Here is a 25026-nt window from a genome sequence, read left to right as displayed (position 1 = left end):
TCTGAGGTTCCCCCGTCATGCGGGAGGTGCTGATCAGCTGGTCAGCAGGGGTTGATGGGTGTTCAGATTCGTTGGTTCGGCCGTCGCCTGATCGGCGTAGTGCTTCTCCTCGAACTCGATCGGACTGAGGAAGCCGAGACGTTCCTGGATGCGGCGGGAGTTATAGAAGCCGTCGATGTATTCGAAGAGCGCGAGGTTGGCTTCGGCCCTCGTGGTGAAGGTGCGGCCGCGGATGCATTCGGTTTTGATGAGCATCCAGAGGTTCTCCGCGAGGGCATTGTCGTACGAGTCCCCGACGGAACCCATGGACGCCTCAACTCCCGCTCGCATCAGTCGAGTTGTGAGCTTGATGGATGTGTACTGACAGCCGTGGTCGGCGTGATGGATGAGCTTGCCGGGCTCGACCTCACGGGACGCGAGCGCGTACTCCAGGGTGGTCAGGACCAGGTCGGCGTCCGCGCGGGCAGAGGTCTCCCACGCGACCACCCGGCGGGAGAAGGCGTCGCGGATCGCCGAGAGCCACAGCGGTCCCTCGCCGGTGGAGACCATGGTGAGGTCGGTGACCCACAGCCGGTTCGGTGCCGGTGCGGTGAAGTCCCGGTTGACCAGGTCCGGGGCGAGCGTGGCCTTGGGATCGCGGCGCGTGAAGCCCTTCCGCCGCGGGCTAACGCCCGCGATGTCGGCCTCGCGCATCAGGCGCTCGACCCGCTTGCGGCCCACGCGCGTGCCCTCGCGTTTGAGGACGGCGTGTACGCGCGGCGAGCCGTAATTGCCGCCGGACTCCGCATGGATCTCCTTGATCCGCCCGGTCAGTTCGACGTCGCGGCGCCGCCGTTCGCACGGTTCCTTCTCCGCGCGGCGCCAGCGGTAGTAGCTGGAGGAGGCGATGTGCAGTTCCCGCAGGACGCACTCGACTCCCAGACGGGGATGCTCGTCGAGGAGCGCCGTCACCTGGGCCGGGTCGGGTCGAGTTGCGCCGCGAAAAAAGCCGAGGCCGTCCGCAGGACGTCGTTGGCCCGCTTGAGCTGGGCGTTCTCCCTGCGCAGGGCCACCAGCTCGGCCCGCTCGTCGGTGGTGAGCCGGTCATCGCGCTCGCCGGCATCCGCCTCGGCCTGCCGGATCCAGCCGCGCAGGGCCTCGGGATGCACGCCGAGATCAACAGCCAGCTTCTTGATCTGCGGCTTCGGGTCGGAGGTCCGGTACATCCGTACCGCACGCTCACGCAACTCCAGCGAGTACTTTCTGGGGGCGGCCATGGTCGATGTTCCTCTCATGAGAACCATCTGACCCTCTGTCAGCACACTCCGCATCTCGGAGGAACCTCACTCAAACTGCACGCCAGCGACCAGTCCAGAAAAAAGACAGGCCCGTTGTCATGAATGACTGCGGCCGCCTTTTCCGTAGGCGGGTGCACTCCTTCCGACACACGCCGGACACATGCACGGCGAACGCGGGCGTGTCGGCGCACACCATCCGCGAGATCCTGGGCCATACCCCTGAGAGATGCGGGCTACTCGCGCATCGCGGACGAGACCCCTCGCCACGAGTACGAGGAGAAGTACGAGGTGCGCTTCAACTCAAGGGCGAAGCCGTCGAGGTTCGCCGTCACGCCGACCTGCCCGGTGTCGAGTGGCTCGCCGAGAAGATCGGCCGCCGCCCCACGCAGTGGCCGGCAACTGGTGCAGACGGCAGATCAAGTCACTCCCAGGCAGCGCAGGTGGTCCGGCAGTTCCAGCAGCAACCGGGTCATGGTCGGCCAGGTGTCGACCTTCTGCATCCGCCTCCCCGGCGTCCCCTCCAGGGGAACACGGGCGCAGCACACCGCCTCGGCCTACCCGATGTCCAGTGCGGCCACCCGTTCGACGATCTCCTCGGTGTCCTGCGTCTCGGTGAGCACCTCCGCCTCCTTGTCTCCCCAGGGCGGCTGCTGTGTGGGAGCCCAAGGGCTGATGGATAAATCTCATCCGCGTGCTCGAGGCCACGCTGAAGGCGCCCGCTGACTGGCTCCCCGTGCCCGGCTCATGAACGACCTCGCAGATCACAGAGGAAACGGCCTCAACAGGCAGCAACCACCACGATTTCCACCTCACCGCAGGTGATCCGATGGGCTCATGAGAACCATCTACCCCTCTGTCACCATCTTCCGCATCTCGGGGGAACCTCAGAGCCGGGATCCAGCACGGCAGCTGTAGTTCTTGATCACGGTTGGTCGTGACGGTGGTGTCGTTGCTGGTGGCAGGCGGTCGCGACGGCTTGGTGATGGCGTCGCCAGGCAGTCCAGTGCAGGACGTGCTCGCGGTCGCGGACGGGTGGCGACAGCACGAGGGCTCGCAGGAGCCGGATGAGCTCGGGGCAGCTCAGCGGGACGAGCGCGGGCTCGTCCTCGGCAGCGTCGTGGACGGCGGTGGCCGTGAGAGCAAGGACTGCGGCGGCGATCAAGGAGAACAGTGACCAGCGCATCCAGGAGTTCCACATCCACTGCCCGGGCCGCACTTTGTTGATCATTTTGCGGGCCTCCCATCGGCGTCCGGTCCCGTCGATGACCTGGTAGGTGGCGGCGATGCCAACGGCGTGGCCGAGCCCCAGCGCCCGTATGCCCCGGCGTAGTTCGCGCCCGCAGTACGCCTCGTCGCCCGCGAACCAGCGGGCCTTCAGGCCGGCGGCGAACGCGTCGGTGACCATGGCCGGCGCCTGCTGCGGCCTCGTCGCGAAAGCGATCTCCTGCGGCACTCTGGCGACCTCGCGGCGTTCCTCGTCCGCAGCCCAGTCCGCCGGGAGATACAGGGCCCGATCGATGATCACCTTCGTCGTCGCGGTGACCGCCGCCAGGTGCACCGCCACCTGGCACAGTCCGACACCGCCGATTGCACCGGAGTATTGTCGGCCGGCGCCCACGCAGTCCGTGGACGACTTCGCATCCCCCGTCTCGTCCGCCACCAACACCACGCTCTGACCGGCGAGTTCATCGATCACGAGGCAGGCGATCTCCTGCCGGGCCCGCTCATGGTCGAACCGGGCGCGCGAGAGCAGGTGCTGCAGCCGGTGCGGGCCCGGATGTCCCAGAACCTGCGCGAGCGTCCAGCAGTTCCGCGTGTCCACCTCCAGCAACAGCCCCGCGACCAACTCCGCTGCCGTCGCCCGGGCTTCACGTCGCGCGAAGCAGCCCGCGACCGCCCGCATCGCCCTCCCGAACGCCTCGCCCCACGCCCGCTCGGCTATCGTTGCTTCCACGGCCACCGCGTCTTGATACGTCGTCACAAACGTTCATGATCACGGTGGCGGTACTCATGCCCGCACCCGCCCCGGCAACACGCTGACCAGCCCAGACGCTGGAACTACAGCTGCCGTGTCCAACGTCGGGACAGGTCTGGTCGAGTGGCATAGATGTGGTGGGCTCCACCACCCACTCCCCGTACCTGGTTGGATCCGCGAGCACCCTGTGTTCGTATCGGCGCTCGCTCTGAGCTGGAACTCTCGGGCACGAGAGGGAGAGCCTTGCATAGTGTGGTGTCACGGTCATGGTGCGCGAAGTTGAATGCCCTCGCCATTCACCCACGCCGCCGGTTCAGGTGGGAGCCCGTACACCACTGCCCAGGACGCAACCGTCGCACCGCTGGGTCGTCGTCGAACGGACCTTCGTCTGGCTCCACGCCCCAGCATCGTCGCTGGCCATGCTCGTATCCGGGGCCCATAACGGTTGCGGCGGTCTGCGGGCGGCCGCAGGGTGAATAAAGACGTGTTGGTCCTGGTCGGGCCGCGTTCCCCGGCGCCATCGAGAGGACGATTGCGATGCACAAGGAACACGCCAAGGTGAAGCAGGTCAGGGGCAAGATGAAGGAGAGACTCGGCAAGGCCCTGGGGAACAAGTCCATGCAGAAGTCCGGTCGCAGAGAGATGGTGCGCGGCAAGGCGCAGGAGATGACCGCAAGGGCCGCCGCCCAGGTCCGCAAGCGGATCGGACATTGACCGCAAGTGCACGGCCGGCCTCGCGCGCCTTCGACTAACGTCGCCGTAAATCGTGTGACCATCGCGGCCGATGCAGCTGGTCGCGAAGCAGTTCCAGGGCCGCGACGACGTCCGTCTGCCTGGATGGCTTGCCTGACGTCTGCCCCATCGGAGGGAGGTGAGCGACTCGGCCACCGCCACGGTATGCCTGGCGGCCGCCGTGAGGCGCCGTGAGGGCAGCGTGCAACTGGCGCGCGAGTATCTCGCTTGGGTCAGGCGGCGGTCTCCGTCCCCGGGACGGAGACGGAAGAGTTGTGGCCCACCCTCACATGGTGAACTCCGCACGAATGTGCGGCCTGTTGGAAGCGATCGGGAAAGCGGGAGCACATGACTCTTCAGCATCCCGCCGACCGCGGCGGAAGCAAGCGTGGAAAGTTCGAGCGGCTTGCGGAATACGTGTCGAAGTTGACCAGTTCACCGGCGTTCTTTGCGTTCTGCCTCGGGCTGGTCGTTCTCACTGTCACCGTGCATCTCGCCAACCTCGGGTTGACATGGCAACTGTTCGCTGGCAATGCCATGACGGCGGTGACATTGCTGCTTCTTGCGCTGCTGAAGAACTCGGAACTACGGGCTGAGCGAGCAATCCAGCGCAAGCTTGACGCCCTCGCCGCTGCCCTGCTCGAAGCGCAGGGCGGCAAGCCGGGGAAGGCGCGCGAAGACCTCAAGTCTGTGATCCGAATGGAGGACGAGATCTGAGTGTCCAGGAGCACCGACCGATGCTCCTGCTGCGTCAAGTCGAGGAGGCGATTTCATTGTTCCACCTCGGACGCATCACTCTTGGTCGTCTTCGTACTCCTCCTCGTCGTACTCCTCCTCGTCTGGGCTGTCTTCCCCGCCGCCCCCCTCTTCCTCTTCATCCCTTTCGGGACTTTCTTCGTCGTCGTACTCCCCTTCCTCATCTTCTTCGTATTCAGCAGCTGCTTCCTCTTCCTCCAGTACTTCCTCGTGGGACCGGACCACCTCGCCGTCGCGGATTTCTCCGCGCCAGCCCTCGACGTCCTCGTCGGCGAACGTGACGTAGCGCTGGAAGTTCTTGAAGTCCAGCCGCAATCGGCGGCCTTGGGCGCGCCACAGGTTGCCGGTCTTCTCGAAGAAGCCCGATGGGTAGTACTCGACGACGAGCACGATGCGCGTCAGGTCGGGCGTGAGTTCGTGGAAGCTGACACAGCCGTGGGTGGTGCCTTTCGCGCCCTCGGAGCTCCATACGATGCGCTCGTCCGGCACCTGCTCCTCAACTGATGCCTTCCAGCCCCGAGTCGACGGACCGACCTTCACCTTCCAGGTGCTGGCAACCTCGTCGTTCTTGGACACACTGCGTACGCCCTTGGTGAAGCCGCTGAACTCCTCGTACTGGGTCCAGTAGTTGTACGCCGTGCGGATCGGGACACCCACGTCCAGCACTTCGATGATGTTCATGACCTTGGTGCTGCCGGCCTTGCCGCCGCCCCCTCCGCCGAAAATGCCCTTGACCTTGCCCATCACGCTGTCCTTGAGCCCCTTGGCCTTCTGACCCACGAATGCCTTCAGCGGGGAGTCGCCCTGGAGCATCCGACCGCCGACGCCGGCGAGTGTTCCCCCGTTCTCGGCCACGTCGAGAAGCTGGTCGGTGACATCCTCCAACTTGGCCCCTGCCTTGTCGGCGAGATGTCCCACCTGAGCACCGATGTAGTCGACGAACTCTTCGCGCAGCAGGTCCAGACCCGAACTCTCTTCGTGGTCGGTGTCACGCACTTTGCCGGCCATGACCTACCTCCGCCGTGCGGTCGTCTTCTTGGCAGCGGTCTTCCGCGCCGGGGCCGTCTTCCTGGCCGGGGCCTTCTTCGCGGTCGCCCTCTTCGCCGAAGTCTTCTTGGCAGTGGGCCTCTTCGCAGCGGCCTTCTTGGCGGGAGGCGGAGACTTCTTCGCAGTCTTCTTCGCCGCTGCCTTCCTGGCGGGGGGCCTGTGCGCTGCGGTCTTCTTCGCCGGGGCCGCCTTCCTTCCAGGAGCAGCCTTCTTGGCTGCCGCCTTGCGGGGAGCGGGGGCGTCCGGGCGCTTCCTCGCCGCGGTTCCCGTCCGCCGTCGGTGACGCTGTGGCGGTTCCTCCTCGGCCTCTTCCTCTTCGGGTTCCTCCTCCTCGGGTTCTTCCTCCAGTTCGTCCTCCGGCTCTTCTTCCTCCGGTTCCTCCTCCCCCTCTTCCTCTTCCTCCTCGTAACGCCCCTCGCCTTCCTCCGGCTCCTCCTCGTACTCCTCTTCGTCCTCTTCTACTTCGTCCTTTTCCTGGCCTATGCGTTGCGTCCGCTCGCGGAGCGAGTCGGCGAGGTCGGTGAGGCGCCGATCGGCAGCGGCTGCCAGGGCTTGGCGGCCAGCGCCCAGCAGCTCGCCGCGCACCTGCTCGTTCAACTCGGCAACCCCCGGAACATCACCGATTTTGCGGAGTCCGGTCGTCAGCAGCTGCTGAGGGTCGAGACCAAAGCGGCGGCCGGCAAGGTAAGTTGCCACGGTGAAGGCAAGGCGCGCCTTCTTCGTACGTCCGAGCACATAGCCCGCTGCGACGGCGGCGGCGAGGCCGACCTTGGTCGTGTCGTTCATGAGCGATTCCCTTCGGAAAGGGCAGGTGAAAACGCCCGCGTCCGGACCAACGCCCCGGTCCCGAACCCGCGATGGAGACAGAAGGCGGATCGCACGCACCGTGCCTCACAGCCCGCTGTGTCACCGACACACCATGCGACCACCGGGCAGGTCACCGCGAAGTTATCCACGCTAGGGCGATATGCGTCCCTATGTCATGCAATTATAGGGTTCGAGGGTGGAATGTGGCGCCCGCTCCGACCACCGGAGAGATCATGGCCGCACCAGAACCCCGAAGGCGATCCAGCAGTCGGAGCCGCGGTTCCGGCGGGGACAGCGCGAGCGGTTCCCGTCGCCGCGCCGGCAAGGGCAACGCCGGCTGGGCCATACGCTCCGCCGTCGGACAACTTCAGGAGTTGCTCGGCCGTGCTCCCGAGTCTGTCTCGGCGGTGAAACCGACCGAAACCGGTTGGGAAGCCGATGTCGAGGTACTCGAATTGGAGCGCGTCCCCGATACCACCAGCGTGATGGCCACCTATCGAGTGACGCTCGACGAGGAAGGCGATCTGGTGGGATACGAACGGAAGCGCCGCTATACGCGTGGCCAAATCGACCGGCGGGGCTGAGACAGCACAGCCGGTGTGAAGGGAGGCACCATGACAGTGGTGCCGCAGAGTGGAGGCGGTGTCGCTCGCGGTGGCGGGACCAGCAGCCTCTACGACGTCCTGGAACTCATTCTCGATCGCGGGCTCGTCATCGACGTGTTCGTCCGTGTGTCGCTGGTGGGGATCGAAATCCTCAAGATCGACGCTCGTATCGTCGTGGCCAGCGTCGACACCTATCTGCGTTTCGCCGAGGCGTGCAACCGCCTTGACCTCGAATCCGGGAGGAAGGCGCCCGCCCAGCTGACTGACATCGTCGGAGACACGGTCGAGAGCGGAGCCAAAGGCAAATCCAAGGGGGCGCTCTCCGGAGCGGCGGAAGCGGTCACCGATTCCCTCAAGGGGATCACCGGCCGTGACGACACCGAGGAAGCCGAAGAAGAAGAGCCCGAGGAAGAGGACGAGGGCAAGGAAAGGGAACCCGTGGAGAGGCGACGGCGGCCGGTTCGGCGCGCCTCCCGACGTGAGCGCGAATGAGGCTCGCCGCGCGAGAAGGAATGAGCCATGGCCGTATACATCTACTCCATCACCGGCAAGCAGCATCCGCTCCGCCTCGACGGTCTCAACGGCGTCGGTGAATCTCCGGCGGGCTTGCGGACAGTGACGGCCGGACCGCTGTGTGCTGTGGTCAGTGACGCGCCGGAGGATCTACGCCCCAAGCGCCGCGACGTCATCGCGCACCAGGAGGTACAGGAGCGCCTCATGGCCGGCGGCACCGTGCTCCCCATGCGGTTCGGTCTCATGGCCGAGAACGACGAGGCCGTCCTGGTGGCCCTGGAGCAGAATGCCTCGGACTACATGGACCGGCTTCAGGCACTGGAGGGGTGCAGCGAGTACCACCTCAAGGCGTCGCAGGACGAGGACGCGCTGCTGCGGCAGATCCTGCGGGACTCGGACGTGGCACGAGAGCTCAATGCCGAGATCCGCGGCGGCACCGTCGACCCCGACGCATCGCTGCGACTCGGTGAGCTGGTCACCCAGGAGGTACAGGCGCGGCAGGAGGCGCTGGCGGCGGGTGTGGTCGAAGCACTGCGTCCCTTCGCCCGGACGCTTGAATCATCCCAGCCGACAGGTTCGGACTTCCTCAATGTGTCGTTCCTGGTGACCGATGACCGGGAAGAGGCGTTCCTCACCACGGAGTTGAGCGTCGCCCATCAGATGGGCGACGACTTCGACTTCCGGCTCAACGGACCCCTGCCCCCCTACAGCTTCGTCTGAAGGAGTTCTCATGGGCCTGTTCACCCAGCTCGTCACCCTCCCCCTGGCTCCCGTGCGCGGCGTCGTATGGGTCGTGGAGCGGGTCCGGGAGGAAGCCGAGAACCAGTACTACGACCCCGCTCCGGTGCACCGCGAACTCGCCGAACTCGAACGTCTCCTCGTCGCGGGGGACATCGACGAGGAGACGTTCGACCGGCGCGAGGACGAACTGCTCGAGCGGCTGGAGGAGATCCGTGCCTACCGGCAGGGCTGACGCTCCTGACCCGGCATGAGGGAATACGAGGCCGCAACCGTGACTGAACCCCTGGCCAACAGGCTTGGTTCCTACCCGTCCCGAGCGGCGCCGCCCTACGGGCAGGGTTCCTCCGCCAATCTCGCCGACATCCTTGAACGGGTACTCGACAAGGGCATCGTCATCGCAGGCGACATACAGATCAACCTTCTCGACATCGAGCTGTTGACCATAAAACTGCGCCTCCTGGTCGCCTCCGTCGACAAGGCGAAGGAAATGGGCATCGACTGGTGGGAGCACGATCCCGCGCTCTCCTCCCGGGCCAGCGGTGAACGGTCTCTGGCCGAGGAGAACCGCCGGTTGCGGGCCGAGATCGATGCTCTCCGTCGGGGCAACGCCCTCCCCATCGAGGAGGAAGCGCCGCGGGGCAGGGGCGGCCGTCGCCAGGGGCGTGTTCGCGATGAGTGACGTACTGACATACGCGTATGCAGTGGTACGCGCCGCCGAGGGATTGCAGGAGGCGGCCGCTCCGCTCCGGGGCGTCGCCGACGCCCCGGTCAGCCTCGTCACCGACACCGGCGACGATCAGCTGGGGCTCGTGGTGAGTCATGTGCCGGCGCGGGACTTCAGGGAGGACGCTCTCAAGCAGCATCTTGAGGATCTGGAATGGCTGGAGGCGGTGGCCCGAGCCCACCACGGCGTCATCGAGGCCCTGGCCGAGCGCACCACCGTTCTTCCCCTGCGCCTGGCAACCGTCTACCTCGACGACCAGCGGGCCCGGGAGGTCCTGCAAGCCCGGCGGACCGTGTTCGCCGAGCGCCTAGCGCGGCTGTCCGAACATGTCGAATGGGGGGTCAAGATCTATGTCGAGCCGTCCACGGTCCCCGCAACCCCGGCCGTTCCCGCGGCAGACCTGACGCCCGGGCGCGCCTATCTGCGGAACCGCCGGCAGCAGCAAAGTGTGCGCGACACCGCCTACCAGGCCGCGCAGAAGGCCGCCGAGCGGGTGGAGACCGCGGGCCGCAAGCACGCCTCCGACCGGGTCCGGCACCGCGTACAACAGGGTTTTCTCGCCGAAGCGGCCGGCAGCGCTGCCAGGACCGGCGAGAACGTCGTCAATGACGCCTACCTTGTGCCCCTGAAGCGTTGCGACGACTTCCTGGCCGACGTGACGCGCGCCGCCGACGGGCTGGACGGGGTACGGGTCGAGGCCACCGGACCCTGGGCTCCGTACTCCTTCGCCATGCCACCCGGCGAATCCGGCGGTGCTGTGGGGGGAGCGCCCCCGTGAGCATGCCCAGCCCACCACCCGAAGCGGAGCGCCTGCCCCAGCGGCAGGTCGCTCTCATCGATCTGCTGGACCGGCTGCTGACCGGTGGGGTCGTCCTCACCGGTGACGTCGTGCTGTCCATCGCGGACATCGATCTGGTACGCGTCTCACTGCGTGCCCTGATCGTTTCCATCAGCGAGCAGAACCCCTCCCCGTGGACGAGCATCAGCCCGCTGCAAGGCGGCGACCATGACAGCTGAGGGTGAAAGCCGGCCGCCGTGCCGCGGCGACGAAGTCGCGGAGGCCGCCGCCCGCGCCTTCCGGCTGCTGCCCGCCGCCCCACGCGACCTGGACCCGTTGGCCGGAATGGGCCCACGTTCCCCGGCTCGGCGGATCAGCTCCGACCGCGACACCGTCGAACGGGACCTCCTCAGACTCGTCCTCACCCTCGTGGAACTGCTGCGCCAACTCATGGAACGGCAGGCCCTGCACCGCGTCGACCAAGGAGACCTCACCGACGAACAGGAAGAACGCCTGGGCGCGACTCTCATGCTCCTCCACGACCGCATCAGCGACTTGTGCGCCCAGTACGGACTGACCATGAAGGACCTCAACCTGGACCTCGGTCCGTTGGGCACTTTGCTGCCACCCGCCGACTGAGGACGCAGGAACGCGTCCTCGCCAGGCTCGCGCCGACAATGGGCACCCGGATCACGTTCGAGCCCGCAGAGGAGAACCGCTGTGCGTGCGGCTGATACCCATGGGAGGCGCAGTAAGGAGCACCGCGAAGGGATCGGTCGAGGTCGACGTCTCTGACCGGAGGGGAGCGCGTGCATGGCAGGGCGGCCGAGCGCCAGCGGCTGCGCGTACGCGCAGCCGCTCATGGCTTGCGGGGCCGTCACTCGCGGCGCTCATGGCGCGTCTGGCCGGGCGGCAATACCGGTCACCGTGACCGCGACGGTGACCGGCTCCACGACGCTGCAGGCGGCGAGGTGGGAGATGACCGCGTTCCGCACCCCGTCGTGGACGCTTCTGGCGGTCACCAGCACTCCGTGGCCCTCGGCCAGGACGCAGCGCACATCGATGTGCCATCCCGCGCCGTCCGGTGCCCGGTCGGCGCGGATGCCTGCCTCGGGAGGCGTGCGGTGAGGCGTGGTGCCCGTCCTGGTGGGCGAGGCGGCTGCCGCGAGGCGGTGGGCGAGGCGGGGTTGCAGGCCCGCCACGCCGGGAACCGCGAGGGCTGCCTCGGCCGCAATGCCGAAGAGTGTGGTCGTGCCAGTGGCGGTCATCATCACCTGCCACCGCCTGCGGGGTGGCCGGGGCCGACGGCGGGTCTCACGGGCGGCAACGGCTCCAGTACGTCGACCACGGTGATGTCGACGGCCGCCACGGCGAGCCCCAGATCCTGCCCGGCCAAGTGGAGGACGGATCGGCGCACCTGATGAACCCGGTCGGGCAGCGGGCGGTCGAGGGCGGCGGCCAGGGTCATGGTCACCCGGACGTCGCTGCCCGAGCTCTCGGGTGCGAGCCGGCAGGTCTCAGCCCTGGCACCAGGGACCGAGTCTGCGGCCTGCCGCAGTACCTTCGCCGCAACGCTTTCGGCGATCCGCAGGTCCCGGTCCGGGTCGGCCAGGGGCAGCAGTCGCCCGAGCCGGACCTCTGCCCTGACAACCTTCATGACGCGGTCGGCGAGTGCGTGTAGGCCGGGAGGGTCTTCCGCACGCAGCGCCCGGGTGGCCGCGTTCACCGTGGCCAGTCCCTCGACGGCCTCTCGGCAGTGAAGACAGGACTCCACATGCGGGTCCGCGGCCGACGTGGCATCCTGCGCCTGTTCCCAGACCCGGCTGAGCAGCCGGCCGCAAGGCAGTACCTCATCACCCACGAACGCGGGCATGCCGACGATGGCTGGGCCAGTACGGGGCCCGTCGGCTCCGGGTGACTCGGGAGGCCGCGTGTGCGGGTCGTCTAGCGCCATGGCCCCATCGCCTCCTGCAGGGATCGGCGTGCCCTGAACAGTCTGCCTCGCACCGTCGGCTCACTGGTCCGCGTCACGTGGGCGATCTCCTTGTAGGACAGGCCGTGCACCTCCCGCAGGATCCAGCAGAGCCGCTGCCCGGCGTCTAGCTCGGCGAGCGCGCGGAACAGAGCGGCCGTGGCCGCGTCCTGCTCCGCGGACCGCGCGGGCTGGCTCCGCGCGTCGCCTGTCGCGGGTTCGGCGACCGTGTCCAGGGAGAGGGGCGGCGGCCGGCGGTGGCGCATGGTCAGACAGCGGTTGACGGTGATCCGGTACATCCAGGTACGGAACTCCGCGCTGTGGCGGTATTCCGGCAGTCGCCGCCAAGCGCTGACGAAGGCGTCCTGAACGGCCTCCTCGGCGTCCTGGTGGTTGCCGAGCATGCTGCGGGCCAGGGCAAGGAGGGGCCGACCGTGCCGCTGGACGAGAACGGCGAAGGAGTCCTCGTCTCCCTCGGCCGCCCGTACGGCCAGCAGCCCGTCGGGCAGGTCCCATACCAACCATGGGGAAGCAGTTCGTTGGAACATGATGCTCCCGCGTGCTCGGAACGTACGTGTACCCCCACCCAGACATGTGATGCACATCACATGGCATGCGTGTGAGAAGTACGTCGCCCCGTAAGTCCAACCTTGCGACGGCACCACGCAGGTGCATTACCGACTGATCGAGGCGACCGCCATGACGGACAACATCACCGGCGTCGGCGGGGGCAGCCGGCCCGACGCAGCCGTGAGCGCTCTGAAGGGCCGTACAGGAGCCGGAGCTCCGGCTGAGACACGAGGGAAGACCACCATCGCGGACGGCGTGGTGGCCAAGATCGCGGGCATGGCCGCCCGCGAGGTACCAGGCATACACAGTCTCGGAGCAGGGATGGCCCGCGCCTTCGGCGCCATGCGGGAACGCGTCCCCGGCGCAGGCGGAAGCGGAGCCGTCACTCGAGGTGTGAAGGTCGAGGTCGGCGAGCGGCAGGCCGCCGTGGACCTGGACGTGGTCGTCGAGTACGGCGTCTCCATCGTTGACGTCGCTGGCGACGTACGCACCAACGTCATCAGCGCCGTGGAGCGGATGACGGGCCTGGAGGTCGTCGAGGTGAACATCGCCGTCGACGACGTGCACCTTCCTGACGAGGAGGAAGCAACCGAACCGGAAGAGGGCCGTGTGAGGTGATCGACCGCCGCACCCTGGCGGGCGCGAACGGTGACGCAGGCGCGTTGGCGAGACGGGTGAGTGCGAGATGAACGCAGCAACGACGGGCCTCGCGGCCGGCATGGCCCTGGGCTTCGCCGGCTTCTTCGGCGGCTTCTGGGCATTTCTGCTGGTCCTGGTCCTGGGTACAGCGGGGCTGATCGTGGGCCTCGCCATCCAGGGTGACCTCGACCTGCGGGCACGGAGGCAGCGGTGAAGACCCGGCCCGGTTCCCCCGGCGAGGGGTCAGCCTCACCGGCGCCGGCCGCTGGTCTGCCGCCCCCGGCCGAGCGGGGCGCCACCGTCATCCCGGACAGGGTGGTCGCTCGTATCGCCACCCAGGCCACACGCACGGCCCAGTCCCGGCGCGCCGCCCTACCGCCCGACCGGGACGCGCCGGCGGCACCCATCGCCTCCGCGGCTGTCCGGGCCGAATCGGTGCGTCTGCACCTGACCATGGACCTGCCCTACCCCACCGACATCCCCCACGTCTGCGAGCGGATCCAGCACGACGTCGCCGAACAGGTGACACAGCTGACCGGCTTGCAGGTGCGCGAGGTCACTCTCACCGTCCGGCGGCTGGTGACCGCCGCCGACGCGAGCCGGGGGCGGGTCCGGTGAACAGCCACACGGCCCCGGGACGCCGGGCACGCCGTGCAGGAAGGGCGCCTGCGATGACAGCCGACCCCGGTCCTCCCGGCCGCAGCTCCACGCCGTCCGTGCGAGGTGCCACAGTGCCGCTGACGAAGGAACCCGAGGAACCCAGGGAGCCGTTCCAGCCCGGTCCGCCCGAACACGGCGCGCCCCCACCGCACCTCACTGCGGGTGAGCTCGACGGAGGGCACCGAACCCGCCGGCCGTGGTCCGCACGCCGCATCCCGGCGGTACTGGTTGCCTCCGTGATCCTCGTAGCGGCGGTCGCGGCACTGGTCGACGTCATCGCCGTACGGGCGGGACGCCCGGCAGCAGCCTGGAGACGGCACCTGGCCGAGGAACTGGCCACACGCTCCGTGGACGACGTGTGGATGCTCACGGGAGCCGCCGTTGCCGCCGCCGCAGGCGTCTGGTTGATCGTGCTGGCCCTCACCCCTGGTGTACGCCACTGGCTGCCCCTGCACTCCCCCGCGCCAGGGCTGCGGGCCTACCTGGACCGAGACGGCGCCGCCGGTCTGCTGCGCGACGCCGCCATGAGGGTCCCGGGAGTCAGCACCGCCCGCATCCGGGTGCGCCGCCACCGCATCAAAGCCCGCGCGGACGTCCGCTTCCGCGACCCACAGCAGGTGAAGGACGACCTCACCGCCGTCCTCGACGAGGAACTCCACCGGCTCGCCCTCGCCCGCCCTCCCCGCATCATCGTACGGGTGCGGCAACGCACCATCTGACCGGAAACCCCCGCCCCCGGAGCCCGCACCATGACGCCGCGACTCACCCTCAACCGGAGTCTGCTGGCCCTCGCCGGACTGGTACTGCTCGGCGGCGGTCTGCTGATCCTCTTCGCCGGGCTCGACATCTACCGGCGACACGACATCGTCCCGCCCGCCAGCTGGCCCCTGACCACCCCGAACGACGTCCTTCTCAGCGACGCCGACCGGGCCCGCTGGAGCAGCCAGGGCTGGTGGTGGTGGCCCGCCATCATCGCCGCCCTCGCCCTCGTCGCCCTACTCGCCCTGTGCTGGCTGCTCGCCCAACTGAGCCGACACCGCCCCGGAGCACTGCCCGTCGGCGGCACACCCCCGCAGGAAGGCGTCGAACTGCGCGACGGCGCGCTCAGCAACGCGATCGCCGCCGAAGCCGGCACTCTGCCGGGGGTCAACCATGCAGCTGTACACATCACCGGCCGCCCTGCCCACCCCCGGACCCACATCAGGCTCACCCTCACCCCTCAGGCGGCACCCGGCGCTGCCCTCGGTGCCTTGTACGAAGGCCCACTGCGAACCGCCCGTCGGTCCACCGGCTCCCCTCACATGCCCACAGAGGTCCGCCTACAGGTCACCCGCCACAGACCGCACCGCGCGGAGTAAAGGCAGAGGAGTAAAGGAAGAGGAGAACCGGCCGTTCGCGTGCCCCCTGCGGCTCTTCGCAGTTCGCGGGAGAACCGGCACAACCCCCAGGCGGAGATCCTCGGTGGCGGCCAGATGCTCCACTGCAGACGTCACGCGGGTCGTACAGGCTCGTCCAGTCGACCGTAGTGCCTTCGACGAGGTCGTTTGGTCAGCCAGCCTGCCATGATGCTCCCGCTCAGGGCCGAGCCGCCGCATCCCGTGGCGGCGTACGTGTGCTGGCTGCCTGGAGAGGAACGGTCCGGCGAGGGGGGAGCCGGTGGAGTCGTTGTCCTGCGTGGCTCATCGATGGCACACGAACTGAGCCTGAACGAGGCTCCGTCGGCCCACGAAGGTCGTTCTGCACCCGGTGGCCGGCTCCGAACCGCCGCGGTGAACTCGCAACCGCCAGCGGCAGCGCCCCGAGGCTCACCTGACTCGCGTCGACTCTGTACGTGCTGACTGACCAGGAGGAAGATCCCTGCGATGCACAGTCCGGCCAGATAGATCGTGACGGTCTTCCCGCAGCGGGTGGCGAGCCCGCGCCACCGCGGCTCGTGGCAACCCTCGCTGTCTCGACCAGCGCCGTGGGCAGTGAAGCTAGCCCCTGCCTCGTGGAGTACAACCTCGACTGTCGGCAACGACGCATTCAACTGCGACATTGGGTCGGCCAGTTGAGGCTGAGCACTGGACCCTCGGCAGCCCGCGCATGATCAAGCACCTTGATCTGGGCGCCGGCCGGCAGTCGGAGAACCTGACGATCGAACCGAACGGTTCCGTCGATGTCACGCTGTCCTTCGCCCACCAGATCGTCTGCCTCGCCCGGATAGGAAGCTGCAAGTCCTGGACACGCTCCCGGCCCCGCCGCCCGGAACCACAGCGCCCCTCACCGGCCTGTGGCAGCTTCGCCCGGGCGGCACCCCGATCCGAGTGGTGCCCCTGCCGACGAGCGGCGTACCCAACGGCCTTGCGCTGCTCGGTGGTTACCTATGCGCCACCGCTCCACGACCGGGCCATGCGTCAGGCCGGGCGCACGGCACTCCTGTGGATCGTAACCATTTCGCTCCAGGCCTCGGAGGGCCACTTCAGGGTGCCACGAGGGACAGGCGTTACTGGAGGGACAGGCGTTACTGGAGGACCTCGATCTGGCAGAGTCTTCCGAGCAGGCGTCGGCGCTGGCAGCCAAGGCCGACGCGGAGGCCGAACTCGTGGAGAAGCAGATCTTCACCCAGTTGCTCGCGGCCGTGCAGGCCAAAGGGCAGAGCAGGAGGAGGTGCGGCGGGCATAGGTCGAACTTCGCCTGATACACATCCACCAGCCGGGTCCGTCGGGCGAGCCCGGGGCGACCGCCACCGGTGCCTGGTCCGGCCGATCTGACGGATCCCGCAGGTGCGCCGGGCAAGGATGGCATAAACGGGAAGCGCGGCGCCGCCGCCATGGCGTGCAGGCGTGCCCAAACGGGTACAGCCTGGAGACCACCGTGGGAACCTGACGCGCTCGTGCCGCCGCGGCTGTGCCCGCAGCGGAACGCCCCGGGGTCCTGGGCCCCACGAGTCGGTGGTCCGGCCCATTGGTCTGGCTTCTTCCAGACTCCTGTGTTGCCGATGACTCCACTCTCTGTAACTTCTACAGCCTGGCCGCCGGCGGTGTGCGAGCGGCCGGGTGCCGGTCAGGGCGCCTTGGTGTCGTCCGCCTGCGGCTCGGGTTCGCCGTCGTCGCTCTTGGCCCGGACGTCCTTCGGGGTAGGTGCGACGATGCTCCGTTCCTCAGCGGACCGCTCCCGTGTCTTCTTTTCGTCCCGCGGCGCGTCGTGCTCCTCGGGGGTATCCCTGTGCCTAGTCATGACGTCGCTCCTTTCGTCAGGTCTGACGGCGGTTCGGTGTACTCGGCGTGACTGGCGCTCGCGGCGGGTGCTCTGTCCGGGTGCGGATGTGGCGGCATAGCCTGTTCGCCGCAGGCGGAGCCCGGTCATTGGCCGAGGGCGTTGGCGAGTTCGTTCTTGTTCATCTTCGAACGGCCGTGGATGTTGCGCTGCTTGGCCTCGTTGTACAGCTGGCCGTACGTCGGGCCTCCGGAGCCTGAGTGCGAGCGCTGACCACCGCGTCTGGAGGAGGGGGTGTCGTGGGTGGAGGAGCGGCTGGCGGTCTTCGACTCACCGTGCCGGGCCCGTTCCTTGTTCACGATTCGGGCCGCGATTTCCTTGGCCCGCTGCTGACTCTCGCCGCGCTCCAGCGCACTGTCCTTGATGTGTTCGTACTGTCGTTCACGTTTCTTGCTCGAACCGGCAGGCATCGCTCCTCCTCGTCACGACGGATGCCGCAGCGTCTACTCCGACCGTAGTTCCCGATGGGCTCGCACGCCTGCGCAGCTGCAGCCCGCAGGATCTGCCACGCAGCGCGATGATTCCGACAGCGACGGGTTCCGGGGGCTTGTCGGGCGGGCGCCTTCGAAGCCGGAACCCATCGACACGGACATGACGCGGCTGGCCGCCGATCGGGTGAAGCGCGTGCGCCGGGCTCGCGTGGCCCTCCCATCGGGGGATCACTGCTCGGTGGGCGGGACGGTCCCGGCCCGAACGGAACCAGCGGAAGGCGGACGCGCGATGGGGCATGGCGGAAACGTGATCGAGGAACTGATGGCGGACCACCGGGAGGTGGAGGAGATGTTCGGCCGGATTCAGGTGATGACCGGCCAAGGCCAGGAGCTGCGTGACCTCGTCGACGAGATCACCATCGAACTGGTGCGGCACTCAGTCGCCGAGGAGCAGTACCTCTATCCGGCGGTACGCGAGCATGTCAACGGCGGCGACCGCCTCGCGGACAAGGAGATCGACGACCACGGTCGGATCGAGAAGATTCTCAAGCAGCTGGAGAAGACGCAGACCGACGATCCGCAGATGAGTCCGCTGCTGCAGCTGCTCATGGACGAGGTCGCCGCCCACGTCCAGGACGAGGAGAACAATCTGTTCCCGATGCTGCGCCAGGCCTGCACACCGGAGCAGCTGGACGATCTCGGGGACAAGATCCGCCGAGCCAAAGCCATGGCTCCCACCCGCCCGCACCCCTCCGCACCGAGCACCCCGGCGGCCAGCAAACTGCTCGCCCCCGGCGCCGGCCTGGTTGACCGGGCCCGCGACTTCGTCACCGGGCGCGGCAAGTCCTGACCAGGGAGAACTGCCACTCCCGCGACGAACACCACGACCTGGGCCGGGGCGGCGCTTAGTGTGCGCCCGGCCCCGGGTGCCCGGCCGGGCTTAACGTGACGCGGCTCATGCCGGCCCCCGAGGTGGTCCGCCTACACTGGTCGGCCACCAGCGGGGCAGCCCGGCTCCGCGTCCACCAGCTCGCGCAGCCGATCGCCCGACACAGGCGAGGCCGCCCCCAGGGACCGATCGCCATGCCCACCGACCTGACCCCCGTCATAGCCGCCTCCGCCCGCTGGATCCTGGCCGCCTACCCGCCTCCGGCCGGCGCGCTGAACCGGGCCCTCGCCGAGGCCCAGGCCCGCCAGGCGACCACTCTCGCCGCCACCCTGCGCTATCCCACCACCATGGACGTGCAACTGCTCCACCTGCTCGCCCCCAGTGGATCGGCCCGCCTGGACTGGCTCACCGCGGGTGAACCACACCCCGACGACGCCGACACCGCGTGGCGGACCTGGGTGGACGAGACCGTCGTCAGCTGGGCCGCCTGCCTCCTGGCCGACCCAGCCCTGGCCATCCGCGCCGACCAGGCACTGGCCGGAAGCGAGCACCACGCCGGCGGCCTGGAGCGCCTCACCCACCCCAGTGCTCACGACAGCGAGGCCGCCGCCCTGCTGCGCCACCCTGACCTGCTCGAGGACATCGCTGCCCTGCACCGTCCCCAGCTCGTGGCACTGCTGGAATTCGAAAGCGCCCCTCAGCCCTGAACGCCTCGACGTGGTCCAGCTGCGTGAGCGCCTTGCCCGTACCCGGAAGTACGGGCCGCGCACGGCGCCGGGGCGGGCAGCGAGCCGTCCAGCAGGAAGGCGTAGAGGCCGGGCTGTTTCCCGACAGCCGCTGTCATCATGAGACCGGCCATTGGGGTCGGATTCACCGTGCACGGCGAGACTGCCCGGCGGGCGGCAGTGCGCCGCAGCACGTCCTGGGCGGGACGAGCCAGGTGGTGGCGAACCAGAGCAGGACGGCAGCGCTGAGAATCCAAACGGCGGCCGAGCTGCCGGTGACGGTGCGCAGGAAGAGGCAGCACGAGGCACTCGGAGCGGAAACCCGACACACGCCGCCGAACGGTGCCGCACCGTAGTGCCGGATGAGGCGACCCGAGGACCGCGGATGAGACCATCCGCGTCATGGATGATGCACACGGCCACACGGCTCGGTGGTGGGCGGCGCTACGCCGGACGCCGGTAGCCGTCTGGAACGACGACATCACAGACTGGGCCGCTGCGCTGACCTATTACGCCGTCCTAGCTCTGTTCCCCTTGCTGCTGGTGATCCTCTCGATCCTGGGTCTGACCATGCCCACGGCCAAGCCGGAGGTCATCGACCGCATGTCGCAGGCCGCCCCGGTCGCGTCCCGCGCTCTGCTGCGCAGCGCCCTGCGGCAGATGGCCGGACAGTCGTCGGCGGCATGGACGCTGATGTTCCTCGGAGGGTCGGCAGCCCTGTGGTCTGGATCCAGCTACCTGAGCGTCTTCCGCCGAGCTTTGCACGCCATGCACCGGATGAGCGCACAGCGGCCGGTCTGGCGCACCGCTCCGCGCATCATCGCCACGGCCCTCGTCCTGATCTCACTGCTTCTCATGTCGACCCTGGCGTTGATTCTCACCGGCAGCCTGGCCCGGCGTCTGGGCCGGGCGCTGAATCTGGGTACCGGGCCGCAGGTCGCCTGGGACACACTGCGGTGGCCGGTCGCGGCCGCGGTCGCCGTCGCCCTGGTGCTCGTCCTGTACCGTTCGGGCCCGGCACCCTCCCGCCCTGTCGGGAAAATGGCGCCCGGCGGCGCATTGGCGGTGGGGCTCCTGTTGGCCGTCTCACTCGGATTCGCCGTCTACACCTCCCATGTCAGCACCTATCACCGTCTGTACGGTTCGCTGGCAGGCGTCGTGGTCTTCCTGATCTGGCTATGGCTGTCCAACCTGGCCCTTTTGGTGGGCGCTCAGTTCAACGCGGAGCTGACGAGGCCCACGACACCCCACCCGCCGGTAGGCTGGCAGCGCACCGCACAGGGTCGGCGCGATCAGGACCAGGGCGGCGAGGGGGGACAGCAGGCTGGCCGCTAACGCGGCGATGCCCGGCTGGTAGCCGAGCGTGGAGAAGTGGTCGACGCCGGTCAGGCACATACCCCGCCACCGCCGGTGCCCCTTCCGCTCGGGGTGCGGCGTCCGGTGCCGGCAGGAGTAGCGGACCGTCTGCCCACTCAAGCCCTGCAGAAGCCAGACCCGCCATCGCGCCCCGAGGCGGCGGAGCCGGGGCCGCAGGGTTTGCAGCTCTCGGTGTCCGCCACCTCGACGTCGCTCATGGTCCCTTCTGCGGTCGATGGTGCACCGACCCGTGACTGGCAGCGCTTCCGAACAAATGACGGTGCCTCTCAGCTCGGCCCGCACTCAGCTTGACTCTGTCGGGGATCTTGGAGTTTCCCGGTGCGGCAGCAAGATCGACGGGCATGCTCGGGTAGTTCCGCCGACCGATACAGCTGTCGAGGTGCTCGTTGTCCCTTCGTCCCCGTTCCGGTGAGCAGGTCCCGTCTCTGACTGCGCAGGTTGCGCGGGCGAGCAACCCGGACGGCACGACGGCGATATGGGTACGTGACCGCCTCGATGGGCTGTGGTGCGACGAGGACTTCGCCGACTGGTACCCCAGGGACGGGCGTCCGGGGCTCTCGCCCGCTCAGCTGGCCACCGTCTGTGTGCTGCAGTTCCTGCTCGGGCTGTCGGACAGGCAGGCCGCCGAGGCGGTCCGCTGCCGCATCGACTTCAAGTACGCGATGGCCATGGAGCTGGACGATCCCGGCTTCCACCACAGTGTGCTGGGCGACTTCCGCGATCGTCTCGCCGAGGACGGCCGTGCCGACCGCCTCCTCGATCTCGCACTGGCCCGCCTGAAGGAGGCCGGGCTGGTGCGCGAGCGCACCACGCAGCGCACCGACTCCACGCACGTCCTGGCCGCGGTGCGTGACCTGACCCGCCTGGAGCTGGTCACCGAGGCGGTTCGCGCCGCACTCGAAGAGGTCGCAGGTATCTCACCTCATCTGCTGGACGAGCTGGTCGACGAGGGCTGAGGGCTGCGCTACGGCCGGCCGGTCCGCCTGGGGAAGAACCCCACCAAGCCCATGACCAGGATTCTTGCCACCGGAAACGACGCCGTCCGGCTTCTGGAACACCTCTACCGCTACGGAGCGGACCGCATGTCCGGTCCTCGCATCCAGGCTCTGCGCCAGATCGTGGTACAGAACTACCACCGTGACGCCGCAGGACATCTGCGCTGGCGCACCGCCGAGAAGGAAGGCGGGCCCGGACTGCCGCCCTCGTCCGGGGCGGTCGTCTCGCCCTACGACACCTCGGCCCGCTACGCACGGCACGGACACATCATCAGCTGGAAGGGGTTCGCCGCTCATCTGACCGAGACCTGTGCTGCCGACGGCCCCAACGTGATCACGGATGTCGCCACCACCGCGGCCACCACCCACGACAGCCAGGTCCTGCCCGGCATCCATACCCGCCTCTCCCGCCGCGGTCTGCTGCCCGCCGAGCACCTGGTCGACGCCGGCTACACCTCCCTGCCCCACCTGGAACAAGCCACCCGTGAACACCAGGTCACCGTCTCCGGGCCGCTGAAGAGCAACCCCACCCGCCAACACCGCCGAAATGAGGGCTTCGCCCGGGACGACTTCCACATCGACTACGACAAGCAGCAGGTCACATGCCCGCAGGGGCAGGTCAGCGCGGGCTGGCACGGCCCCTACCCGACCTCCTCGCCCACCGCCGCCCCGCTGATCGTCGCACGGTTCACCAAAAGCCAGTGCCGCCCCTGCCCGGCCCGCACCCAGTGCACCAGCACCGCCGACAACGCCCGCACCGTGGGCTTCCCCCCACGAGAGCTCCGTGACCTGCAACTCCGCGTCCGCGCCGAGCAGCAGACGCCCGAGTGGAAGACGCGTTACGCGGTCCGCTCCGGAGTGGAGAGCACGGTCAACGAGTTCGCCCACGGGCACGGTATGCGGCGCTGCCGCTACCGAGGACAGGGAAAGGTCCATGTCCAGCACGTGTTGACGGCCATCGCCGTCAACATCGAGCGCCTCGGCGGACTGTCACCGGCTGAGGAAGCCCCCACACCCCGCCAGCCGACTGCCTTCCAGAACTACCTCGACCAGCGCAAGATCCCTCGCCTGAAGTCCTGGCGAACCCTGGGCAGTTGACTCCGCCGGCATCAAGATCCCCGACAGAGTCAAGCTAAGAACGGGGTTTTAGCGTGTACGGCGCGATGTGGGCGGCCGCGCTGATCGCGGCGGCGTTCACCGCGCCGAGCGTGCGGGACGCGGTGGAGGGCGGGCTCGGCGTGATCCCGGCGAGCAGCCGGCTCGCCCGGACCGTACGGCGGGTCACCGCCCTGCACGAGTCCGGGCTGTCCTGGCAGGAGACCCTGGCCACGCTGTCCGAGGAGACCGCCGGGCTCGGCTGGATCCACACCGTCCCGAACGCCGCCGTGCTGACCGCAGGACTGCTGTACGGCGACGACGACTTCACCCGGACCATCGCCCTGACCGTGCGCGGCGGCCTGGACACCGACTCCAACGGGGCGACCGCCGGCTCGGTGGCCGGGGTCCGCACCGGCGCGGCCGGTATCCCCGCCCCGTGGACGGAGCCGCTGCGGGACACGGTACGGAGCGCGGTGTCCGGATTCGACGGCGCACGGATCAGTGCGCTGGCGGAACGCACCCTGCGCCTGGCGACGGCCGCGCCGTAGCCGTGCGGCGGCTGGTTAGGCTGCCGCAATGACCACGACTGAAGACTTCGCCACGTACATCGCGAGCCTGCCCCGCGTCCTCGCCGGTGCCGCCGTGCTCTTCCGGGACGCCGAGGGGCGGGTGCTGCTCGTCGAGCCCAACTACCGCGAGGGCTGGGCGCTTCCGGGCGGCACGATCGAGTCCGACGACGGCGAGGGCCCCCGCGAGGGCGCGCGCCGCGAGACCCTGGAGGAGATCGGTCTCGACCGGGCGCCGGGCCGGCTGCTGGCCGTGGACTGGGTGCGCGGCGAGGCCCGCCCGCCGCTGGTGGCCTACCTGTACGACGGCGGTGTCCTCACGGAGTCCGACCTGAGGTCCGTCCGGCTCCAGGAGGAGGAGCTGCTGTCCTGGCGCCTGGTGGCGCGCGAGGAGATCACCGACCACCTGCCCGGCGCGCTCGGCCGCCGCGTGCTGGTCTGTCTGGACGTCCTCGCGGACGGCTCCGGCACGGCGGAACTGGAGAACGGCCACCGGGTGGCCTAGCGACGGCTTCTCCGGCTCGTTCCCGGTTTGCGGCCCGATCCGGCGGAGCCGATGCCGAAGAAGAGGCATGCCGACCGATCGTGTGGACCGAACGCAGGGGCCGCGGAGCCTACGGGCAACCGCGGCCGGGCAGAGAGCGGGTTCCGGATGAGGCTTGTCGTCGATCTCAACCGCTGCCAGGGATTCGCGCAGTGTGTGTTCCTCGCCCCGGACGTCTTCTCCCTCCACGGGAACGAGGCGCTGCTGTTCTCCCCCCCCCCGCTTCGACGAAGCCCAGCGTGACCGGGTGGAGAAGGCCGCCGCCGCCTGCCCGGTCCAGGCCATCCTCGTCGACTACTCCGACGAGCCGACGCGGCAGGCGAAGCAGGTGGAGCCCCATGCCGGCTGACGCGGACGCCGAGGTCCTGCGGCGCACGGGCCGCATCGTCGTCGGTGCCTCGCTGGCCGGTCTGCGCGCGGCGGAGACCCTGCGCGAGAAGGGCTTCACCGGATCGCTGACCATGATCGGTGACGAGCCGTACGAGCCCTACGACCGGCCGCCGCTGTCCAAGCAGGCGCTGCTCGGGCGGGCCCGGCCCGAGGACACCGCGCTGCCGCGGCGGCGTGACATCGACGCCGACTGGCGTCTGGGCGTCGCCGCCGAGAGCCTGGACCGGGACGCCAGGCAGGTGCGCCTGGCGGAAAAGGGGCCAGCGGGCACGGCAGGACCTGGGCGCCTACCTGGCCGGCCTGATCGAGACCAAACGCCGCCACCCCGGCCCCGGGATCCTCAGCGCGCTCGCCCCCGACATGACACCGGCGGACCTGGAGGCGACGGCGGTGCTGCTCCTGGTCGCCGGCCACGAGACCACCGTCAACGCGATCACCAACACGACCCTCACCCTGCTGCGCCACCCCGACGTCCTCCAGCGCTTCCAGAAGGAGCCGGACCTGACCGTCCCGCTCATCGAGCAGGTGCTGCGCTACGAGCCCCCGGTGCAGTTCGTCACGTGGACCACCGCCCTGGCCGACATCGACGTCGCCGGGACCACGATCCCCAAGGGCTCGCCGGTCTGGCTCATGCTGGCCGCGGCCAACCGCGACCCCCGGCGCTTCGAGGGCCCCGACCGGTTCGATCCCGACCGCAAGGACAACGAGCACCTGGGTTTCTACACCGGCATCCACTACTGCTTCGGCGCCCCGCTCGCCCGCATAGAACTCCATCTGGCGGTGGCCGAGCTGTTCCGCCGGGTCACGTTCTCCGGGCTGCTGGAGGACCCGCCGCCGTACCGTACCAACGCGGTACTGCGCGGCCCCCGCCACCTTCCCGTGGCGATCGAGGGCCTCACGGCCTGAGTCCGGCGGCCGATGGCGTTCAGTTGAGCACCGCAGATGCTTTGGGAGGAT

The 25026-nt window shown here is 68.8% G+C and carries 31 protein-coding genes and 5 pseudogenes; 25 read left to right on the top strand and 11 right to left on the bottom strand.

The window, feature by feature from the left end:
• Positions 1-33: 33 nt before the first annotated feature.
• From ACFC8N_RS41020 to ACFC8N_RS41010, 3 genes are all read right to left on the bottom strand, one after another.
• Positions 34-951: an IS3 family transposase gene (locus tag ACFC8N_RS41020; protein ID WP_376294502.1), complete on the bottom strand. Its 918-nt coding sequence runs from the start codon at positions 949-951 to the stop codon at positions 34-36.
• Positions 948-1256 (bottom strand): transposase, encoded by a 309-nt coding sequence (locus ACFC8N_RS41015; protein WP_376294496.1) that lies wholly within the window; start codon positions 1254-1256, stop codon positions 948-950. Before ACFC8N_RS41015 ends, ACFC8N_RS41020 begins: the two co-directional genes overlap by 4 nt.
• Before the next feature lie 943 nt (positions 1257-2199).
• On the bottom strand, positions 2200-3258 hold the full coding sequence (locus tag ACFC8N_RS41010; protein ID WP_376294495.1) for a transposase: 1059 nt from the start codon (positions 3256-3258) through the stop codon (positions 2200-2202).
• A gap of 531 nt (positions 3259-3789) precedes the next feature.
• Here ACFC8N_RS41010 and ACFC8N_RS41005 point away from each other — a divergent pair.
• Together ACFC8N_RS41005 and ACFC8N_RS41000 are read left to right on the top strand one after the other, a co-directional pair.
• Positions 3790-3966: a CsbD family protein gene (locus tag ACFC8N_RS41005; protein ID WP_376294492.1), complete on the top strand. Its 177-nt coding sequence runs from the start codon at positions 3790-3792 to the stop codon at positions 3964-3966.
• A 366-nt stretch (positions 3967-4332) separates the two neighbouring features.
• Positions 4333-4701, top strand: coding sequence for a low affinity iron permease family protein (locus tag ACFC8N_RS41000; RefSeq protein WP_376294490.1), 369 nt, complete (start codon positions 4333-4335; stop codon positions 4699-4701).
• A 75-nt stretch (positions 4702-4776) separates the two neighbouring features.
• On the opposite strand, the gene ACFC8N_RS40995 is transcribed toward ACFC8N_RS41000, so the two are convergent.
• Together ACFC8N_RS40995 and ACFC8N_RS40990 are read right to left on the bottom strand one after the other, a co-directional pair.
• Positions 4777-5748: an SRPBCC family protein gene (locus ACFC8N_RS40995; RefSeq protein ID WP_376294487.1), complete on the bottom strand. Its 972-nt coding sequence runs from the start codon at positions 5746-5748 to the stop codon at positions 4777-4779.
• 3 nt (positions 5749-5751) lie between these two features.
• Positions 5752-6573, bottom strand: coding sequence for a histone protein (locus ACFC8N_RS40990; protein ID WP_376294484.1), 822 nt, complete (start codon positions 6571-6573; stop codon positions 5752-5754).
• Between the two features lie 254 nt (positions 6574-6827).
• Here ACFC8N_RS40990 and ACFC8N_RS40985 point away from each other — a divergent pair, with 254 nt between their 5' ends.
• The 8 genes from ACFC8N_RS40985 to ACFC8N_RS40950 are packed head-to-tail and all read left to right on the top strand — an operon-like array spanning position 6828 to position 10594.
• On the top strand, positions 6828-7178 hold the full coding sequence (locus ACFC8N_RS40985) for a gas vesicle protein (RefSeq protein WP_376294482.1): 351 nt from the start codon (positions 6828-6830) through the stop codon (positions 7176-7178).
• A 30-nt stretch (positions 7179-7208) separates the two neighbouring features.
• A complete protein-coding gene (locus ACFC8N_RS40980) occupies positions 7209-7691 on the top strand; it encodes a gas vesicle structural protein GvpA (RefSeq protein ID WP_376294480.1) in 483 nt (160 codons plus the stop codon).
• Positions 7692-7718: 27 nt separating this feature from the next.
• Positions 7719-8432, top strand: a complete 714-nt coding sequence (locus ACFC8N_RS40975; protein ID WP_376294478.1) for a GvpL/GvpF family gas vesicle protein — start codon at positions 7719-7721, stop codon at positions 8430-8432.
• Between the two features lie 10 nt (positions 8433-8442).
• Positions 8443-8685 (top strand): gas vesicle protein GvpG, encoded by a 243-nt coding sequence (locus ACFC8N_RS40970; RefSeq protein WP_376294475.1) that lies wholly within the window; start codon positions 8443-8445, stop codon positions 8683-8685.
• A gap of 39 nt (positions 8686-8724) precedes the next feature.
• Complete coding sequence (locus ACFC8N_RS40965) at positions 8725-9132, top strand: gas vesicle protein (protein WP_376294473.1); 408 nt, start codon at positions 8725-8727, stop codon at positions 9130-9132.
• Positions 9133-9154: 22 nt separating this feature from the next.
• The gene (locus ACFC8N_RS40960) at positions 9155-9955 is read left to right on the top strand and encodes a GvpL/GvpF family gas vesicle protein (RefSeq protein ID WP_376294470.1); all 801 of its coding nucleotides are present in this window, start codon (positions 9155-9157) and stop codon (positions 9953-9955) included.
• A gap of 2 nt (positions 9956-9957) precedes the next feature.
• A complete protein-coding gene (locus tag ACFC8N_RS40955; protein WP_376294553.1) occupies positions 9958-10194 on the top strand; it encodes a gas vesicle protein in 237 nt (78 codons plus the stop codon).
• The gene (locus ACFC8N_RS40950) at positions 10184-10594 is read left to right on the top strand and encodes a gas vesicle protein K (protein WP_376294467.1); all 411 of its coding nucleotides are present in this window, start codon (positions 10184-10186) and stop codon (positions 10592-10594) included. Before ACFC8N_RS40955 ends, ACFC8N_RS40950 begins: the two co-directional genes overlap by 11 nt.
• 251 nt (positions 10595-10845) lie before the next feature.
• Here ACFC8N_RS40950 and ACFC8N_RS40945 read toward each other — a convergent pair whose 3' ends face one another.
• The 3 genes from ACFC8N_RS40945 to ACFC8N_RS40935 all read right to left on the bottom strand — a co-directional run bounded on the left by ACFC8N_RS40945 (position 10846) and on the right by ACFC8N_RS40935 (position 12475).
• Positions 10846-11226 carry a hypothetical protein gene (locus ACFC8N_RS40945; RefSeq protein WP_376294465.1) on the bottom strand — a complete coding sequence of 127 codons (381 nt, stop codon included), beginning with the start codon at positions 11224-11226 and terminating at the stop codon, positions 10846-10848.
• Positions 11226-11612: a hypothetical protein gene (locus ACFC8N_RS40940; RefSeq protein ID WP_376294462.1), complete on the bottom strand. Its 387-nt coding sequence runs from the start codon at positions 11610-11612 to the stop codon at positions 11226-11228. Before ACFC8N_RS40940 ends, ACFC8N_RS40945 begins: the two co-directional genes overlap by 1 nt.
• Positions 11613-11899: 287 nt before the next feature.
• Complete coding sequence (locus tag ACFC8N_RS40935) at positions 11900-12475, bottom strand: RNA polymerase sigma factor (protein WP_376294460.1); 576 nt, start codon at positions 12473-12475, stop codon at positions 11900-11902.
• A gap of 151 nt (positions 12476-12626) precedes the next feature.
• Here ACFC8N_RS40935 and ACFC8N_RS40930 point away from each other — a divergent pair, with 151 nt between their 5' ends.
• From ACFC8N_RS40930 to ACFC8N_RS40910, 5 genes are all read left to right on the top strand, one after another.
• Positions 12627-13115, top strand: a complete 489-nt coding sequence (locus ACFC8N_RS40930) for an Asp23/Gls24 family envelope stress response protein (RefSeq protein WP_376294457.1) — start codon at positions 12627-12629, stop codon at positions 13113-13115.
• Between the two features lie 67 nt (positions 13116-13182).
• Positions 13183-13350, top strand: a complete 168-nt coding sequence (locus tag ACFC8N_RS40925; protein ID WP_376294455.1) for a hypothetical protein — start codon at positions 13183-13185, stop codon at positions 13348-13350.
• Positions 13347-13754 carry an Asp23/Gls24 family envelope stress response protein gene (locus ACFC8N_RS40920; protein WP_376294453.1) on the top strand — a complete coding sequence of 136 codons (408 nt, stop codon included), beginning with the start codon at positions 13347-13349 and terminating at the stop codon, positions 13752-13754. The genes ACFC8N_RS40925 and ACFC8N_RS40920 overlap by 4 nt, the downstream gene beginning before the upstream one ends.
• 278 nt (positions 13755-14032) lie before the next feature.
• The gene (locus ACFC8N_RS40915) at positions 14033-14515 is read left to right on the top strand and encodes a DUF6286 domain-containing protein (RefSeq protein WP_376294451.1); all 483 of its coding nucleotides are present in this window, start codon (positions 14033-14035) and stop codon (positions 14513-14515) included.
• 30 nt (positions 14516-14545) lie between these two features.
• Entirely contained in the window at positions 14546-15154 is a 609-nt protein-coding gene (locus tag ACFC8N_RS40910) for an alkaline shock response membrane anchor protein AmaP (RefSeq protein ID WP_376294448.1), read from the top strand.
• Between the two features lie 1687 nt (positions 15155-16841).
• Here the strand turns inward: ACFC8N_RS40910 and ACFC8N_RS40905 are convergent.
• Together ACFC8N_RS40905 and ACFC8N_RS40900 are read right to left on the bottom strand one after the other, a co-directional pair.
• A complete protein-coding gene (locus ACFC8N_RS40905; RefSeq protein WP_376294447.1) occupies positions 16842-17015 on the bottom strand; it encodes a hypothetical protein in 174 nt (57 codons plus the stop codon).
• A 125-nt stretch (positions 17016-17140) separates the two neighbouring features.
• The gene (locus tag ACFC8N_RS40900; RefSeq protein ID WP_376294444.1) at positions 17141-17464 is read right to left on the bottom strand and encodes a plasmid stabilization protein; all 324 of its coding nucleotides are present in this window, start codon (positions 17462-17464) and stop codon (positions 17141-17143) included.
• A gap of 310 nt (positions 17465-17774) precedes the next feature.
• Here ACFC8N_RS40900 and ACFC8N_RS40895 point away from each other — a divergent pair, with 310 nt between their 5' ends.
• The 3 genes from ACFC8N_RS40895 to ACFC8N_RS40885 all read left to right on the top strand — a co-directional run bounded on the left by ACFC8N_RS40895 (position 17775) and on the right by ACFC8N_RS40885 (position 20434).
• The gene (locus ACFC8N_RS40895; RefSeq protein ID WP_376294550.1) at positions 17775-18335 is read left to right on the top strand and encodes a hemerythrin domain-containing protein; all 561 of its coding nucleotides are present in this window, start codon (positions 17775-17777) and stop codon (positions 18333-18335) included.
• A gap of 233 nt (positions 18336-18568) precedes the next feature.
• A complete protein-coding gene (locus ACFC8N_RS40890) occupies positions 18569-19081 on the top strand; it encodes a hypothetical protein (protein ID WP_376294442.1) in 513 nt (170 codons plus the stop codon).
• Between the two features lie 420 nt (positions 19082-19501).
• Positions 19502-20434 (top strand): YihY/virulence factor BrkB family protein, encoded by a 933-nt coding sequence (locus ACFC8N_RS40885; protein WP_376294440.1) that lies wholly within the window; start codon positions 19502-19504, stop codon positions 20432-20434.
• Here ACFC8N_RS40885 and ACFC8N_RS40880 read toward each other — a convergent pair.
• Positions 20333-20673 (bottom strand): annotated as a pseudogene (locus ACFC8N_RS40880) (amino acid transporter); the annotation flags it as partial. The gene ACFC8N_RS40885 and the pseudogene ACFC8N_RS40880 overlap by 102 nt on opposite strands.
• A 189-nt stretch (positions 20674-20862) precedes the next feature.
• On the opposite strand from ACFC8N_RS40880, the gene ACFC8N_RS40875 reads away from it, so the two are divergent.
• The 7 genes and pseudogenes from ACFC8N_RS40875 to ACFC8N_RS40845 all read left to right on the top strand — a co-directional run.
• Positions 20863-21432 carry a transposase gene (locus ACFC8N_RS40875; protein ID WP_376294438.1) on the top strand — a complete coding sequence of 190 codons (570 nt, stop codon included), beginning with the start codon at positions 20863-20865 and terminating at the stop codon, positions 21430-21432.
• A gap of 51 nt (positions 21433-21483) precedes the next feature.
• Positions 21484-22569 carry a transposase gene (locus tag ACFC8N_RS40870; RefSeq protein ID WP_376294435.1) on the top strand — a complete coding sequence of 362 codons (1086 nt, stop codon included), beginning with the start codon at positions 21484-21486 and terminating at the stop codon, positions 22567-22569.
• A 44-nt stretch (positions 22570-22613) separates the two neighbouring features.
• Positions 22614-23117, top strand: a pseudogene (locus tag ACFC8N_RS40865) (ADP-ribosylglycohydrolase family protein); the annotation flags it as partial.
• A gap of 28 nt (positions 23118-23145) precedes the next feature.
• Positions 23146-23640, top strand: a complete 495-nt coding sequence (locus tag ACFC8N_RS40860) for an NUDIX hydrolase (RefSeq protein WP_356025408.1) — start codon at positions 23146-23148, stop codon at positions 23638-23640.
• 147 nt (positions 23641-23787) lie between these two features.
• Positions 23788-24028 (top strand): annotated as a pseudogene (locus ACFC8N_RS40855) (ferredoxin).
• Positions 24018-24323: pseudogene (locus tag ACFC8N_RS40850) on the top strand (FAD-dependent oxidoreductase); the annotation flags it as partial. The pseudogenes ACFC8N_RS40855 and ACFC8N_RS40850, both read left to right, overlap by 11 nt.
• A pseudogene (locus tag ACFC8N_RS40845) lies at positions 24322-24975 on the top strand (cytochrome P450); the annotation flags it as partial. The pseudogenes ACFC8N_RS40850 and ACFC8N_RS40845, both read left to right, overlap by 2 nt.
• Between the last annotated feature and the right edge of the window lie 51 nt (positions 24976-25026).

Source organism: Streptomyces sp. NPDC055966, assembly GCF_042269865.1.
Taxonomy (GTDB): Bacteria; Actinomycetota; Actinomycetes; order Streptomycetales; family Streptomycetaceae; genus Streptomyces.
The sequence above is the reverse complement of the archived record's forward strand: the minus strand, read 5'-3'. Positions and strand labels throughout refer to the sequence as shown.

Coding starts and splice junctions, on each gene's coding strand:
- ACFC8N_RS41000 (WP_376294490.1), top strand. CDS start 4,333: ATGACTCTTCAGCATCCCGCCGACCGCGGCGGAAGCAAGCGTGGAAAG.
- ACFC8N_RS40885 (WP_376294440.1), top strand. CDS start 19,502: ATGGATGATGCACACGGCCACACGGCTCGGTGGTGGGCGGCGCTACGC.
- ACFC8N_RS41015 (WP_376294496.1), bottom strand. CDS start 1,256: ATGGCCGCCCCCAGAAAGTACTCGCTGGAGTTGCGTGAGCGTGCGGTA.
- ACFC8N_RS40890 (WP_376294442.1), top strand. CDS start 18,569: ATGCCCACCGACCTGACCCCCGTCATAGCCGCCTCCGCCCGCTGGATC.
- ACFC8N_RS40910 (WP_376294448.1), top strand. CDS start 14,546: ATGACGCCGCGACTCACCCTCAACCGGAGTCTGCTGGCCCTCGCCGGA.
- ACFC8N_RS40905 (WP_376294447.1), bottom strand. CDS start 17,015: ATGACTAGGCACAGGGATACCCCCGAGGAGCACGACGCGCCGCGGGAC.
- ACFC8N_RS40935 (WP_376294460.1), bottom strand. CDS start 12,475: ATGTTCCAACGAACTGCTTCCCCATGGTTGGTATGGGACCTGCCCGAC.
- ACFC8N_RS40990 (WP_376294484.1), bottom strand. CDS start 6,573: ATGAACGACACGACCAAGGTCGGCCTCGCCGCCGCCGTCGCAGCGGGC.
- ACFC8N_RS40895 (WP_376294550.1), top strand. CDS start 17,775: ATGGGGCATGGCGGAAACGTGATCGAGGAACTGATGGCGGACCACCGG.
- ACFC8N_RS40945 (WP_376294465.1), bottom strand. CDS start 11,226: ATGATGACCGCCACTGGCACGACCACACTCTTCGGCATTGCGGCCGAG.
- ACFC8N_RS40900 (WP_376294444.1), bottom strand. CDS start 17,464: ATGCCTGCCGGTTCGAGCAAGAAACGTGAACGACAGTACGAACACATC.
- ACFC8N_RS40950 (WP_376294467.1), top strand. CDS start 10,184: ATGACAGCTGAGGGTGAAAGCCGGCCGCCGTGCCGCGGCGACGAAGTC.
- ACFC8N_RS40870 (WP_376294435.1), top strand. CDS start 21,484: ATGACCAGGATTCTTGCCACCGGAAACGACGCCGTCCGGCTTCTGGAA.
- ACFC8N_RS40975 (WP_376294478.1), top strand. CDS start 7,719: ATGGCCGTATACATCTACTCCATCACCGGCAAGCAGCATCCGCTCCGC.
- ACFC8N_RS40985 (WP_376294482.1), top strand. CDS start 6,828: ATGGCCGCACCAGAACCCCGAAGGCGATCCAGCAGTCGGAGCCGCGGT.
- ACFC8N_RS40995 (WP_376294487.1), bottom strand. CDS start 5,748: ATGGCCGGCAAAGTGCGTGACACCGACCACGAAGAGAGTTCGGGTCTG.
- ACFC8N_RS40860 (WP_356025408.1), top strand. CDS start 23,146: ATGACCACGACTGAAGACTTCGCCACGTACATCGCGAGCCTGCCCCGC.
- ACFC8N_RS41005 (WP_376294492.1), top strand. CDS start 3,790: ATGCACAAGGAACACGCCAAGGTGAAGCAGGTCAGGGGCAAGATGAAG.
- ACFC8N_RS40955 (WP_376294553.1), top strand. CDS start 9,958: ATGCCCAGCCCACCACCCGAAGCGGAGCGCCTGCCCCAGCGGCAGGTC.
- ACFC8N_RS40930 (WP_376294457.1), top strand. CDS start 12,627: ATGACGGACAACATCACCGGCGTCGGCGGGGGCAGCCGGCCCGACGCA.
- ACFC8N_RS40925 (WP_376294455.1), top strand. CDS start 13,183: ATGAACGCAGCAACGACGGGCCTCGCGGCCGGCATGGCCCTGGGCTTC.
- ACFC8N_RS40970 (WP_376294475.1), top strand. CDS start 8,443: ATGGGCCTGTTCACCCAGCTCGTCACCCTCCCCCTGGCTCCCGTGCGC.
- ACFC8N_RS40940 (WP_376294462.1), bottom strand. CDS start 11,612: ATGAAGGTTGTCAGGGCAGAGGTCCGGCTCGGGCGACTGCTGCCCCTG.
- ACFC8N_RS40980 (WP_376294480.1), top strand. CDS start 7,209: ATGACAGTGGTGCCGCAGAGTGGAGGCGGTGTCGCTCGCGGTGGCGGG.